Raw genomic sequence first — 13,148 nt, forward strand, 5'->3', positions numbered from 1 at the left:
AGGGTTTCGAACCACCGACGGCCGATATACGGAGCTGATATAAGTTACGAATAACAGGTGGGCGTGATGGGGTATCGGCGGTTGTGTGCGGGGGCATTGGCGCTTGCCGTGTCCGGGCAGGTTTCGGCACAGGATATCCCGAAGCAGACTCCGGGCAGTACCAGCACAGATACCCAGCACCGCCCCCGTTCAGGTGTCCGCCGTGACAGCGATCTGTCGCCATCCGCGCTGACCGCGGATACGCAGCGCACCCCGCCGCCCGGCCTGTTCGCGGACTGGTTCGACATCCGCAGACGCCTAGCGGACCGCGGGATCGGCGTCAGCGCGCGCTATGCCTCGGAAAGCGGGTATAATTTCGCGGGCGGCGATCGGAAACTGTGGCGCGAGACGGGGCAGTTCGACGTTGGCGTATTGCTCGATCTCGACAAGATCGTCGGGCTAAAGGGCGGCGCGTTCCAGGCCACCCTCACCTATCGCCGCGGTCGCGATCTGGGCGCGGACGCCAATCTGGGCGTGCTGCAACAGGTGCAGGAGGTTTACGGCCGCGGCCAGACGCTGCGCCTGACGCAATTCTGGTACGAGCAGACGCTTGGCGAAAAGCTCGAACTGAAGATCGGCCGCACCAACCCCGGCGAAGATTTCGCGGTGTTCTCGTGCTATTTCCAGAACCTCAGCTTTTGCGGTGCGCAGCCGGGCAACCTGGTCGGCGATTACTGGCAGAACTGGCCGGTCGGGCAATGGGGTGCGCGGCTGCGCTACGACGTCAACGACCATCTCACGCTTAAGACCGCCGCCTACGAGGTGAGCCCGCGTAATCTCGAAAAGGACTTCGTGATCGGCCGGTTCCACGGCGCGACCGGCGCGCTGATCCCGGTCGAGGCCGAATGGCATCGCGGCGACAACGATGGCCGCGTGGGCGCGTACAAGGTTGGCGGCTGGGTCAACACATCGAACGGGGATGACGTATTCTACGACGTGAACCGCCAGCCGATCGCGATCACCGGAATGGCGCCGCTCCGCCACAACGCGCGCTACGGCGTATATTTCAATCTTCAGCAGCAGATCACCGGCACCTCGAAGGACGGCAAGTCGGTGACCGGGCTCAGCGTTTTCCTCAACGCGACGCAGGCCGATCGCGCGACCTCGACCACTGACAACCAGATCGCGGCTGGGCTGTTCTACAAGGGGCTGGTGCCATGGCGGCCGGGCGACATCCTCGGCTTCGGCGTGGCGCGGACCAACGTGAACGGGCGCGTCGCGAAGGGGCAGGAACTCGATCCGACGCGGCCAGCGGTACAGGATGCGGAGTATGCGTCGGAAATCTACTATAGCGTCCACCCGACGCGGTGGCTCGAATTGCGGCCGAACGTGCAGTTCATCCACAATCCTGGCGGGGTGCATGACGCGAACGACGTCGGCGTGCTCGGGATGAAGGCTGCGATCACGCTGTAACGGACGATCGACTTTACATGCCGCCGGCCCTCCGCCCCCGTCATCCTGACGAAAGTCAGGATCCCGAGTAACACCCGCTGCCCGGCTTGATCCTGGGTCCTGACTTTCGTCAGGATGACGGATGCGGTTGTGTGGTGGCCGCAGATCGAATTCAGTGGCGGTTCAAGCGCGGGCGGGCAATCGTCCGCGTTCCAAGGAGATTATGATGTTCAATTCCCGCCCCGCGGTGATCGCGACGATCGCCGCTCTCTCGGTTGCCGCCATACCCGCGCCAATCGCCGCGCAGGCTACCGGCGATCTGGCCGCGGTGCAGAAGCATCTGCAGTCCGTCGAGACGATGACCGCCAGTTTCTCGCAGGCGGATCGCAACGGCAAGGTCCTGACCGGCGTGCTGACGCTGAAAAAGCCCGGCAAGCTGCGCTTCCAGTACGAGAAGGGCGTGCCCATCCTGATCGTCGCGGAGGGCGGCGCGCTGACCTTCATCGATTATTCGGTGAAGCAGGTGCAGCGTTGGCCGATCAAGAATTCGCCGTTGGGCGTGCTGCTCGATCCGACCCGTGACATCACCCGCTATGCCAAGCTCGTCCCTGGCTATGACCAGCGGATTGTGTCGGTCGAGGCGAACGATCCCAAGCACCCCGAATATGGTCGGATCACGCTGGTGTTCGTGCGCAACGCGGGCGCGCCGGGCGGACTGATGCTGCAGGGCTGGGTCGCGCTCGACAGCCAGAACAACCGGACAACGATCCGCCTGACCAACCAGAAATTCGGCGGAGCCGTTAGCGACAACACCTTCCGCTGGAACGACCCACGCACCGTGGGTGGAAGAAAGTAACAAAACTTTCTGGTCATTCATGCCAGCGACAGGTTTCGCACCCTAATGAGTGGCTCGCGGATGTGAGGCATTCGGGATTTTTCCCCCTGTTGCCCGGATGGTTTCCCCACAGTCTGCCTGCGTGACGAACGCTGAGTTGGCCCTCGCTCCATGCCCCCGGAGCGAGGGTCTTTCGCGTAGAGCGGCAGGCAAAAAGATTTGCCTGACTCGCTCGAGCGCGGCCGACGGGCCCCACTCTTCTCAGGGCTCGGTCGACGACAGCGGCTTCGCCGATGGCGCCTTCTCCCTTCTTCCGAAGCCCCCAGACGCTTCCTTGTCCCCACCTCCTCGCAACGCTACATCGCGGCCGTGAAGATCGTCTCCTGGAACATCAACTCGGTCCGTTTCCGGATCGCCATCGTCGAGCAGTTTTTGCGTGACGAGCAACCCGACATCCTGTGCCTGCAGGAGACCAAGGTCATCGATGGCGACTTCCCGTTGGCAGCGTTCCGCGCGCTCGGCTACGAGCATATCGTCCTGCACGGACAGCGCATGCACCACGGTGTCGCGATCCTGAGCCGGGTCCCGATCGTCGAGGACGACCGCTTCGACTGGCAGGCGAACAGCGAGGCGCGCCATATCGGCGTCCGGCTGGAAAACGGCGTGCGGCTCGAGAACGTCTACGTCCCAGCTGGCGGCGATGTCCCGAACCGCGAGGTGAACCCGAAGTTCGGCCAGAAGCTCGATTTCATCGAGCGCATGACGACCTGGTCCGAAACGCTGCCAGGCCCGACCATTCTGGTCGGCGACTTCAACATCGCCCCGCTCGAATCGGACGTCTGGAGCCACAAGCAGTTGCTCGACGTCGTCAGCCACACACCCGTGGAGGTCGAAGCGCTGGGCAAGTTGCAGGCGGCGGGCCACTGGGTCGATCTCGGCCGCCGCTTTCATCCCGCCCCCGCGCGGTTGTTCACATGGTGGAGCTACCGCGCGAAGGATTGGGAAGCATCGGATCGCGGTCGGCGACTCGATCATATGTGGGCGACGGGTACCGCTGCCGAGGCGGCGGTGTCGCACCACGTCTACGAACGCTGCCGGAGCTGGCTGAAACCGTCCGACCACGTGCCGATCATGACCGAGTTCGCGTTTTGAGTGATCCGCGCGCCGCCGCCCGCGCGGTCGATGCGCTCCGGCGCGGTTGGCCGATCGCGATCGACGGGCTGGTGCTGCTGGCGGTTGAAACGGCGGATGCCGACCGGTTGGCCGCGTTCGATCCGAAAGGAAATGGCGGCGTGCTGATCTCGTCGGGGCGAGCTGCGACGCTGAAGCTCGCAAACCAACTGGCCGCCGCCGATCCGACCGAGCCGGTGCTGGTCGATCGGGCGCCGTGGATCGATTTCGCCGCCGCGACCGCGTTGGCGGATCCGCAATTCGATCTGGCGACTCCCATGAAGGGGCCGTTCCAGACGGTCGCGCTGACCGATCCAGACGCGGCGGCGGCGGCGTTGCGGCTCGCGCGGATTGCCGGGTTGTTACCCGCTTTCTTCCTCGGCACCGGCGAGCCCGAGGTTCGGATCGCGCGCGCGGACATAGAAGCGCACGAGGACGCGACACGACTGACGCTCGCGGCCCGCGCGCGCCTCCCGGTCGCGGGCGCGGAGGATGCGGAGATCGTCGCGTTCCGCTCGCCTGAGAGCGCGGACGAGCATATCGCGCTGCTGATCGGCCAGCCCAACGGCCAGCCGCCGCTGGTCCGCCTCCACAGCGAGTGTCTGACCGGCGACGTGCTCGGCAGCCTGAAGTGCGATTGTGGGCCGCAGCTGCACGCCGCGATCCACGCGATCCAGCAGAGCGGCTGGGGTATCCTGTTGTATCTGCGGCAGGAAGGGCGCGGCATCGGGCTGGTCAACAAGCTGCGCGCCTATGCGTTGCAGGACCAGGGATACGATACGGTCGATGCGAACACGCGGCTCGGCTTTGCGGTCGATGCGCGCGATTTCGGCGTGGCGGCGCGGATGCTGGCGTTGCTCGGCCAGCGCGAGCTGCGGCTGCTGACGAACAATCCGGCCAAGGTCGCGGGGCTGGAGGCGGCGGGCGTCACGGTGATCGAGCGCGTGCCGCATTCGCTGCCCGCCAACCCGCACAACGCGCAGTATCTGGCGACCAAGCGCGATCGCACGGGGCATCAGTTCTGAACGAGAGCCCGCCTTCGCCGCCGCCGCCACCCCCGCCCTCGCGTCGCCTGATCGTCGTGTTCGGTGCGGCGGTGCGTCCTGACGGGAGCCCGAGCCCGACGCTCGCGCGGCGGATCGCGTTCGCGGCGGCGGCGGCGGCGCGCTATGTCGATGCGGACCTGTTCTGCTCGGGCGCGAAGGGTGCGCATGGGCCGTCCGAGGCGTCGGTGATGGCGGATGTGCTGGCGGAGACGGTCGATCGGTCGCGAATCCATCTCGACGAGGCGAGTATCGATACGTTGCAGAGCGTGGTCGCGGCGACCGCGTTCGCGCGGGCGGGGCATTATGCGCAGTGCATGATCTGCACCGACGGCTATCATCAGCCACGGATCCGCATGCTGTTCGCGATGCTCGGCATGCCCGCGAGCGTGATCCACGTGCCGCATGGCGGGAGCCGGCGATACCAGCTCAAGATGCGGACGCGGGAGGCGGCGGCGATCCCGTATGACTTGGTCGCGGGGATCGGCGCGATCTGGCGTTGGAGGCGGGGCTAGCGGTCGCTGCGGACGCGTTGAGTTTGCGTATCCCTCGAGCGAGCACCTCCCCGGCGAAGGCCGGGGTCCAGTTGGGAAGGCCGATGTAACGAAGGTCCGTCCCACGTTATTCCCGTTCCGCAACTGGACCCCGGCCTTCGCCGGGGAGGTGTAGTCATCATCGGAGCGGAATACCGGCTGGCTTGTCCCTGACTTCAAGAACCGAGATCTAGCCTATCCTAGCAACCGCGCGACGTCGTCGAAGCTCTCCGCCAGCGCATCGACGCCGATTGCCTTCAGGCGGGCGCCATGCTCGGCATTACAATGCGATCCCGCCGACAGACCGATGACATAGCCCCCCGACGCCACCGCGCCGGTCGCACCCACCGGCGAGTCTTCGAGGATCGCCGTCCGCGCGATATCCACGCCCAGTTTCTGTGCGCCGAACAGGTACAGATCCGGCGCAGGCTTGCCATTCGTCACATGCTCGCGGCCGCTGTAGAGATGGTCGCCGAACGCATCGCGCAGCCCGATATGCTCCAGATGCCGCGCAATCCACGGGACCGGGCTCGAAGACACGATCGCCTTGGGCAGATCGGCCGGCAGCGACCGGACGAACGCCACCGCGCCCTCGATCGCGTCGACACCGGCCGCCATCACGCGCGCGTCCTCGGCTTTGCGCGCGGCGTAGAAGTCCTCGGGCAGCGGCCGGTCGATCCAGCGCTCGATTGCGTCGATGAACTGCGGGCCGGCAAGCCCCATGAAGTTCGCCATCGACTCGTCTGCGGTGGTGGGGTGACCCGCCGCAGTGAGCCACTCCGCAATGTGGCGGTTTCCGACCGCTTCGCTGTCGATCAGGACGCCGTCGAAGTCGAATAGCAGCGCGTCGAACCGAACCGGAATGCTCATGCGCCCGTCCCCCGCGCGCCGAACAGCGCGCTGCCGATCCGGACGTGAGTCGCGCCGATCGTCACCGCGGTCTCGAAGTCGTCGGACATGCCCATGCTGAGACCGGTCAGCCCGTGATCGCGCGCGAGCTTGGCGAGCAACGCGAAATACGGCGCCGGCTCGATATCGGCGGGCGGCAGGCACATCAGCCCGGCGATCGGCAGGCCGGCAGCGCGCGCCTGCTCGACCAGCGCGGGCAGGTCGGCAATCGCGCAGCCCCCCTTTTGCGGTTCGTCGCCGATATTGACCTGGAGGAAGCAGTCCGGCCGACGATCGCTTGTCTCAATCGCCTTCCCCAGCGCGGTGACCAGCGACGGGCGATCGACCGCATGGATGCACTCGAACAGCGCCACCGCATCGGCCGCCTTGTTCGACTGAAGCTGGCCGATCAGGTGCAGTTCGACGTCGGGATACTTCTCGCGCAACGCCGGCCATTTCTCGAAGGCTTCCTGCACACGGTTTTCGCCGAACACGCGCTGGCCTTCGACGAGCAGCGGTTCGATTGCCTCGACCGGATGCGTCTTGGAGACCGCGATCAACGTCACGTCTGTAATCCGGCGATCGGCAATCTCGGCGGCCTTGGCGATCCGGGTACGGATGGATGCGAGCGGCGTGGTGTCGTCAGCTATCATGCCGCGCGCTATAGGCAGCGGCGTGGCCCGCCGTAACCCCATTCCCACACGCTGGCTGATGACCGACGAGCGGATGGGTGACGCTTTATGGCTGGCGCTGAGACGGTTGCCGCCCAGATCGGGCGTGGTGTTTCGGCATTATGCAACGCCAGCGGGCGAGCGACGGGAATTGCTACGGCGGGTTCTACGACTGGCGCAGGCGCGGCGATTGATCGTCGTCGTCGCGGGGGTGTCTTCGATGCGGGCGGACGGCGTGCATGGTCGGGCGAGGACGCGCGGCATCAGGACCTGGCCGGCGCATACGCGTACCGAAGCGCTCGCCGGGCAGCGCGCCAAGGCGGACGCGCTGTTCGTGTCGCCGGTCTATGCCACGCGGTCGCATGCAGAGGCGGCTGGGCTGGGTCCGGCGCGGGCGATGCGGATCGCCCGTGGGGTTGGAGTACCGGTGATCGCGTTGGGTGGAATGGACGCGCTGCGGTGGCGGCGGATCCAGCGATTCGGGTTTCACGGCTGGGCTGCAATCGATGCGTGGCTCCGCTAGTCCTGCGCGCTCCCGCTATTGGGGCAAGACACCCCCCACCCCGTCATCCCAGCGAAAGCTGGGATCTCGTCCCTGAGGCTAGCGTCATCTGTTTCGAGAGAGACCCTAGCGTTCGCTAGGGTGACGAATTGTGGAAGGTGCTTCGAATCGTCTGGGTTCAGATCAGCCTCATCATTCCTACGACCAAGCGGCCGCGGCCACGTTCCCTCTCCCAACGGGAGAAGCAGAGATGCCAGAGGCGACGATGGTTGAGAACGAGTAAGCAGGTTTACGCCGCAACCACGGCAAAGCCTGCCAAACCTTAGAAGCGGAAGGCGGTGCCCAGATAGACGGCTTGGCTGTCGCGGCGGTCGTCGTCGACCTTGACGAAGCGCTCGCGGTCCGAACGGTAACGCACGCCGGCGGTGACCGCGAGGCTACGCGTCAACGCGTACGAACCACCCAGATCGACCGAGTAGCTCGGCGCATCCTCGACGAGTCGCGGTGCATTCGCCAGCGGACGATCCGCCGCCGCCTTCACCGTGCCGCTGAACCGCTTGGCGCTGTAGCTTACCGCCAGATCGGCGGCTTCGCGACTACCCGGCAGACCACCGAGATCGAGCTTGTTCACGTCGCCGGAAATCGCGAACCGCTTCCAGCCAACGGACATGCCGAGATTATACGCGATCGGTGCGATCCCGACGGTCGGCGTGGTCGATGCGAGGCTGGCCGTGTTGGCGATGCCGCGGTTGGTCTGCGCACGGACCGCAACGGTCACCGCGCGATTATCCTGGCGCGTTTCGGCCGGCGTAAAACGGAAGCTGCCGGCGTCGAAGCCACCGCGCGCGAACATCGCGGCAAGGCGGGGGTCGGCGGCAGCTGGCGTGAATGATCCGATACCGCGAACCGCGGCGACGTTATGCTTGGCAATTCGGGCGGGCTGTTCGCTGGCGCCGAAGGCGGGCGCGACGATTGCGGCGGTGGCGACAAGCGCCCCGGCAACCACCCCGAATATTCCCCCACGCGTCATCACAACGAATCTGTCCTTCGAATCCCGTAATCGGATCCTGTTAAACAGCATCTAACATGAATTGATCCACAGCAAAGGCCGCAGAACCGCGCATTCCCACCCTTCGTCGCCGAATTGTCCGACAGTGTTGCAATCAGCACACATGTCGCCGCGTTAGCGCTACCGAAACGGGCATATCGAGAGGGGGATCGGCCGTTCGACGCCCCGCCTCTCACGCATGCGGGCGTCTGCTTGCGGGCGCGCGGGCACGCCTGTAGAGCAAGGACTGATTTTCTTGCCAGGATGATGCCCATGTTCCGCCGCTCGCGTATCGCAGTCGTGCTGTTTGCCCTGCCTCTCGTCGCTTGCGGCGGCGGATCGGCGCGTCCCAAGGCGGATCTCGCCGCGTCGAAGATCACGACGATCGGCGTGAACAGCTACCTCTGGCGCGCAAGCCTCGACACTTTGGGCTTCATGCCGTTGCTCCAGACCGACTCCAACGGCGGCGTGATCGTCACCGACTGGTACATCAATCCGCAGACGCCGACCGAGCGCATGAAGGTGACGGTCTCGATCCTCGACCAGGATCTGCGCGCCGATGCGCTGCGCGTCGCTGCCCTCCGCGAAGTCAATCGCAACGGCCAGTGGGTCTCGTCGCCGGTGCAGGCCGCGACCACGCAGAAGCTGGAAGACATCATCCTGACCAAGGCCCGCGACCTGCGCCGCGCCTCGATCGCGGGCTGAGGACTGATATAATGGCGTCGCGTTTCAATGCGTTGAAGGCGGACGCGGCGTGGCAGAAGGTCTGGGACGAGCGCAAGACGTTCGCCGCCGACGACCTGTCGACCAAGCCGCGCTCGTACGTGCTCGAGATGTTTCCCTATCCGTCGGGGCGCATCCACATGGGGCATGTCCGGAACTACACGATGGGCGACGTGCTCGCGCGGTTCCGTCGGATGAAGGGCATGGAAGTGCTCCATCCGATGGGCTGGGACGCGTTCGGCATGCCCGCCGAGAACGCGGCGATGGAAAAGGGCGTGCATCCGGGCAATTGGACGCGCGCCAACATCGCGACGATGAAGGCGCAGCTGAAGCGGCTGGGCTTCGCGCTCGACTGGACGCGCGAGCTCGCGACCTGCGAGCCTGAATATTACGGCCATGAGCAGGCGCTGTTCCTCGACCTGTTCGCGGCGGGGCTCGTGTACCGCAAGGAATCGGCGGTAAACTGGGACCCGGTCGACATGACCGTGCTCGCCAACGAGCAGGTGATCGACGGCCGCGGCTGGCGTTCGGGCGCGCTGGTCGAGCGGCGCAAGCTGTCGCAGTGGTTCCTGAAGATCACCGACTTCGCCGACGAACTGGTCGACGGGTTGGGCGCTCTCGAGCATTGGCCCGACAAGGTCAAGCTGATGCAGGAAAACTGGATCGGCCGCAGCCAGGGCCTGCAGTTCAAGTTCGCACTGGCGGGCAACGCGACCGGCATCGGCTCGGTCGACGTCTTCACCACCCGCCCGGACACGATGTTCGGCTCCAGCTTCGTCGCGGTCGCCGCCGATCACCCGATCGCGCGCGCCATCGCCGAAACGAACCCCGACGCCGCGGCCTTCATCGAACTGTGCAAGCGTGGCGGCACCACCGCGGCGGAACTCGATACGCAGGAAAAGCTCGGCTTCGACACCGGCCTCCGCGCGGTGCATCCGCTCGACAAGACGTGGCACCTCCCCGTCTACATCGCCAACTTCGTGCTGATGGAATACGGCACCGGCGCGGTGTTCGGCGTGCCCGCGCACGACCAGCGCGATCTCGATTTCGCGCGCAAATACGACCTGCCCGTCAAGCGTGTCGTCAGCGAAGGCGATGACGAGGCCCCCGTGTTCGTCGGCGACACCGCCTGGACCGGCGCCGGCACGATCGTGAACTCGCACTTCCTCGACGGCATGGACATCGAGGACGCTAAGCGCGTCGTGATCGAGCGCGCCGAGGGCGAAGGCTGGGGCAAGGGCACGACCGTGTTCCGCCTGCGCGACTGGGGCGTCAGCCGCCAGCGTTACTGGGGCACGCCGATCCCGATCATCCACTGCGACGCGTGCGGCGCGGTACCGGTGCCCAAGGACCAGCTGCCGATCGTCCTGCCCGAGGACGTCAGCTTCGACATCCCCGGCAACCCGCTCGATCGCCACCCGACCTGGAAGCACGTCCCCTGCCCGTCCTGCGGTGCGAACGCGCGGCGCGAGACCGATACGCTCGACACGTTCGTCGATTCGTCGTGGTATTTCATCCGCTTCGCCAGCCAGCCGGACGCCAAGCCGTTCGACCGGACGGGCGCGGAGAAGTGGCTGCCGGTCAACCAGTATATCGGCGGCGTAGAGCACGCGATCCTGCACCTGCTCTACGCGCGGTTCTGGACGCGCGCGCTGAAGCATATCGGCATGCTCGACATCGCCGAGCCGTTCGCCGGGCTGTTCACGCAAGGGATGGTGACGCACGAGACCTATAGCCGAGGCGACGCCGGCGACGCGCAGCCGGAGGCCGACACCGACGACCACGATTCGAGCGACGCGCCGGTGAAGACGAAGTGGCTGTCTCCCGACGAGGTCCGCAAGACCGACGCGGGGTATATCGAGATCGCGACCGGAGGCCCTGTGACGGTCGGCCGCGTGACGAAGATGTCGAAGTCGAAGAAGAACACCGTCGATCCCGAGCCGATCGTCGACCAGTATGGCGCCGACGCGGTGCGCTGGTTCGTGCTCTCCGACTCGCCGCCCGAGCGCGATCTCCCCTGGAGCGAATCCGGCATCGAAGGCGCGTGGCGGTTCGTTCAGCGTCTCTGGCGCCTGATAGAGTCCGATGATGCCGCCAAGGCCGAAGGCGAAGACGTCGCCCTGCGCAAGCTCTGCCACCGTACGACCGTCGGTATCGAGAGCGATATCAACGCCTTGCAGTTCAACAAGGCGGTTGCGCGACTCTACTCCCTGTGCAGTGCGATCGAGAAGGCCGCGCCCTCCGCAGACCGCGAACAGGCCGTCCGCACCTTGCTGTTGCTCGTCAGCCCGATGGTCCCCCACGTTGCCGAGGAAGCCTGGGCGACCGCAGGCAACGACGGCCTGATCGCCGACGCCGCATGGCCGATCGTCGATCCGGCGATGCTGGTCGACGACGAAGTCACGATCGCGGTGCAGGTCAACGGCAAGCTGCGCGACACGCTCGTCTTCCCCAAGGGCGCGCCAAAGGACGAGGTCGAAGCCGCCGCGCTCGCCTCCGAAAAGATCGTCCGCCTGCTCGAGGGCAAGCCGCCCCGGAAAGTGATCGTCGTGCCCGACCGACTCGTGAACATCGTCGCATGAAGCGCCTAGCGATCCTCGGCGCGCTCGCGCTGGCGCCCGCACTGTCCGGCTGCGGCCTGCATCCGCTCTATGCAGGCGGCAGCAGCGGTCCTGTCGCGGGCGCGCTCGGCCAGGTCGAGATCGCCCCGATCGCGGGCAAAAACGGCTGGCTGATGGCCACCGCGCTGCGCGACCGCCTGCCGTCGAACGGCGCGCCCGCGCTCTACCGGATCGACATCCGCCTCGACGATGCGATCAGCGGCCTCGGCGTCCGCACCGATGACAGCGTCTCGCGCGAACGCCGTACGTTGCGCGCGCGCTATCAGCTCGTGCGGATCGGCGACAATTCGGTGCTGCTCGATGCGACCGCAGGCTCGGATGCGGGCATCGACGTCGTCCGCTCGGAATATGCGACGATCGCAGCCGAGAACACCGCCCTCGAACGCCTGTCGCAGATCGTCGCCGACCAGATCGTCGCGCGCGTTGCGCTGTACGCACGCAACACGCCTGCGGTCGCCGCGGCGCAGGCCACTCCGCCCGCCAAGTGAAGGCCAGCGCCGGCCAGATCCGCGGTGCGCTGGCCAAGCCGGGCGGTGACATCCGCCTGTACCTGCTCCACGGCCCCGACGAGGCCGGCGCAAGCGATCTCGCCCGCGTCCTCGCCAAGGCGATGGGCGCGGATGCCGAACGCGTCGATCTCGACGGCTCGACGCTCAAGAGCGATCCCGGCCGGCTGACCGACGAAGCCGCGTCGCTATCGTTGTTCGCAGGTGCCCGGTTCGTCCGCGTCGCCTCGGTAGGCGAGGAAAGCCTCGAAGCCTTCACCAACCTCCTCGCGGCCGAACGCGTCGGCAACCCGGTCGTCGCGATCGCTCCGACCGTCAAATCGACCGCCAAGATCGTCAAGCTGGCGATCGACTCCCCCCGCGCGATGGCGTTCGCCTGCTACGCCCCGACCGCGCAGGACGCCGAACGCCTCGCGACGACGATCGCGAGCGAGAACGGCCTACGCCCCGCCCCCGGCGTCGCCCGCCGCCTGGTCGATACGACGGGAGGCGACCGCGCCGTCATTTCGCGAGAGATCGAGAAGCTCGCTTTGTACCTTGATGCCGCGCCCGATCGCCCCGCGGACCTCGATCACCATGCGCTAGATGCGGTCGGTGCAGACCTCGGCGATGCGGAAATGAGCCGTGCGATCGATGCAGTGATCGAAGGCCGGGTCGACGATCTCGGCGCCGAACTCGCCGTGCTCGAAGAAGCCGGCACCTCACCGATCCCGTGGCTCCGCCAACTCGTCCGCCGCCTGATCGCGCTCGCCGACATGCGCGGCGAAATCGACCGCGGCGAAGCGGTCGACGCGGTGATGAAACGCCACAGGGTGTTCTTCAAGGAAGAGGCCAGCACCGCGCGATCGCTACGCCGCTGGTCACCGGTAATGCTCGCGACGGCGATCCAGCGCGTCCGATCCGCCGAGCGCGCGATCATGGCATCGGGGAATGCTGGCAGTGTGGTGGCGGAGGCGGCCGTAGTGGCGCTCTCCCAGGCGATCGCACGGCGAAACTAACGCGCAACCGCATCTGCGTCTGCCTCCGCTTCCCTCTTTCCGACCTCCCCACCTTCCGTCATCCCGGCGCACGCCGGGACCCATGGACGCGGGACGTTGGCTCATGAAGCGCACCGCAACCGTGGGTCCCGGCTTCCGCCGGGATGACGGAAATTAGTGATCCTCCATTCACCCCCTCA

The 13,148-nt window shown here is 66.3% G+C and carries 13 protein-coding genes; 10 read left to right on the top strand and 3 right to left on the bottom strand.

The features are described 5' to 3' along the window. The first annotated feature begins 66 nt into the window (after nt 1–66). The 5 genes from C8J40_RS12650 to C8J40_RS12670 all read left to right on the top strand — a co-directional run bounded on the left by C8J40_RS12650 (nt 67) and on the right by C8J40_RS12670 (nt 4,994). Entirely contained in the window at nt 67–1,452 is a 1,386-nt protein-coding gene (locus C8J40_RS12650; RefSeq protein WP_132897328.1) for a carbohydrate porin, read from the top strand. Nucleotides 1,453–1,657: 205 nt separating this feature from the next. Then, nucleotides 1,658–2,287 carry an outer membrane lipoprotein carrier protein LolA gene (locus C8J40_RS12655; RefSeq protein ID WP_132897538.1) on the top strand — a complete coding sequence of 210 codons (630 nt, stop codon included), beginning with the start codon at nt 1,658–1,660 and terminating at the stop codon, nt 2,285–2,287. Between the two features lie 348 nt (nt 2,288–2,635). Beyond that, entirely contained in the window at nt 2,636–3,418 is a 783-nt protein-coding gene (locus tag C8J40_RS12660; protein ID WP_132897329.1) for an exodeoxyribonuclease III, read from the top strand. After that, nucleotides 3,415–4,461, top strand: a complete 1,047-nt coding sequence (gene ribA, locus C8J40_RS12665) for a GTP cyclohydrolase II (protein ID WP_132897330.1) — start codon at nt 3,415–3,417, stop codon at nt 4,459–4,461. The genes C8J40_RS12660 and ribA overlap by 4 nt, the downstream gene beginning before the upstream one ends. Before the next feature lie 56 nt (nt 4,462–4,517). Beyond that, nucleotides 4,518–4,994: a YdcF family protein gene (locus C8J40_RS12670; RefSeq protein WP_277984527.1), complete on the top strand. Its 477-nt coding sequence runs from the start codon at nt 4,518–4,520 to the stop codon at nt 4,992–4,994. A 213-nt stretch (nt 4,995–5,207) separates the two neighbouring features. Here C8J40_RS12670 and C8J40_RS12675 read toward each other — a convergent pair whose 3' ends face one another. Continuing rightward, nucleotides 5,208–5,882, bottom strand: coding sequence for an HAD family phosphatase (locus tag C8J40_RS12675; RefSeq protein ID WP_132897331.1), 675 nt, complete (start codon nt 5,880–5,882; stop codon nt 5,208–5,210). Next, entirely contained in the window at nt 5,879–6,553 is a 675-nt protein-coding gene (locus tag C8J40_RS12680) for a YggS family pyridoxal phosphate-dependent enzyme (protein WP_132897332.1), read from the bottom strand. Before C8J40_RS12680 ends, C8J40_RS12675 begins: the two co-directional genes overlap by 4 nt. A 22-nt stretch (nt 6,554–6,575) precedes the next feature. On the opposite strand from C8J40_RS12680, the gene C8J40_RS12685 reads away from it, so the two are divergent. Further along, a complete protein-coding gene (locus C8J40_RS12685; RefSeq protein ID WP_243693367.1) occupies nt 6,576–7,094 on the top strand; it encodes a thiamine phosphate synthase in 519 nt (172 codons plus the stop codon). Between the two features lie 301 nt (nt 7,095–7,395). Here the strand turns inward: C8J40_RS12685 and C8J40_RS12690 are convergent, their stop codons facing one another. Further along, the gene (locus tag C8J40_RS12690) at nt 7,396–8,103 is read right to left on the bottom strand and encodes a hypothetical protein (RefSeq protein ID WP_207901222.1); all 708 of its coding nucleotides are present in this window, start codon (nt 8,101–8,103) and stop codon (nt 7,396–7,398) included. A 291-nt stretch (nt 8,104–8,394) separates the two neighbouring features. Between C8J40_RS12690 and C8J40_RS12695 the strand changes: the two genes are divergently transcribed. From C8J40_RS12695 to holA, 4 genes are read left to right on the top strand one after another with little or no spacing between them, the layout of a single operon-like run. Next, on the top strand, nt 8,395–8,826 hold the full coding sequence (locus C8J40_RS12695) for a DUF3576 domain-containing protein (RefSeq protein ID WP_056053843.1): 432 nt from the start codon (nt 8,395–8,397) through the stop codon (nt 8,824–8,826). A gap of 11 nt (nt 8,827–8,837) precedes the next feature. Then, a complete protein-coding gene (gene leuS, locus C8J40_RS12700; protein ID WP_132897333.1) occupies nt 8,838–11,426 on the top strand; it encodes a leucine--tRNA ligase in 2,589 nt (862 codons plus the stop codon). Further along, complete coding sequence (lptE, locus tag C8J40_RS12705) at nt 11,423–11,953, top strand: LPS assembly lipoprotein LptE (protein ID WP_132897334.1); 531 nt, start codon at nt 11,423–11,425, stop codon at nt 11,951–11,953. The genes leuS and lptE overlap by 4 nt, the downstream gene beginning before the upstream one ends. Next, nucleotides 11,950–12,969 carry a DNA polymerase III subunit delta gene (gene holA / locus C8J40_RS12710; RefSeq protein WP_132897335.1) on the top strand — a complete coding sequence of 340 codons (1,020 nt, stop codon included), beginning with the start codon at nt 11,950–11,952 and terminating at the stop codon, nt 12,967–12,969. Before lptE ends, holA begins: the two co-directional genes overlap by 4 nt. Nucleotides 12,970–13,148: the final 179 nt, after the last annotated feature.

Origin of the sequence: Sphingomonas sp. PP-CC-3A-396 (genome assembly GCF_004343105.1) — a bacterium.
Taxonomy (GTDB): Bacteria; Pseudomonadota; Alphaproteobacteria; order Sphingomonadales; family Sphingomonadaceae; genus Sphingomonas.

Excerpts from the sequence above, each read along its gene's own strand:
- C8J40_RS12650 (WP_132897328.1), top strand. The coding sequence starts at position 67 with ATGGGGTATCGGCGGTTGTGTGCGGGGGCATTGGCGCTTGCCGTGTCC.
- C8J40_RS12655 (WP_132897538.1), top strand. The coding sequence starts at position 1,658 with ATGTTCAATTCCCGCCCCGCGGTGATCGCGACGATCGCCGCTCTCTCG.
- C8J40_RS12675 (WP_132897331.1), bottom strand. The coding sequence starts at position 5,882 with ATGAGCATTCCGGTTCGGTTCGACGCGCTGCTATTCGACTTCGACGGC.
- C8J40_RS12680 (WP_132897332.1), bottom strand. The coding sequence starts at position 6,553 with ATGATAGCTGACGACACCACGCCGCTCGCATCCATCCGTACCCGGATC.
- C8J40_RS12690 (WP_207901222.1), bottom strand. The coding sequence starts at position 8,103 with ATGACGCGTGGGGGAATATTCGGGGTGGTTGCCGGGGCGCTTGTCGCC.
- C8J40_RS12695 (WP_056053843.1), top strand. The coding sequence starts at position 8,395 with ATGTTCCGCCGCTCGCGTATCGCAGTCGTGCTGTTTGCCCTGCCTCTC.
- leuS (WP_132897333.1), top strand. The coding sequence starts at position 8,838 with ATGGCGTCGCGTTTCAATGCGTTGAAGGCGGACGCGGCGTGGCAGAAG.
- lptE (WP_132897334.1), top strand. The coding sequence starts at position 11,423 with ATGAAGCGCCTAGCGATCCTCGGCGCGCTCGCGCTGGCGCCCGCACTG.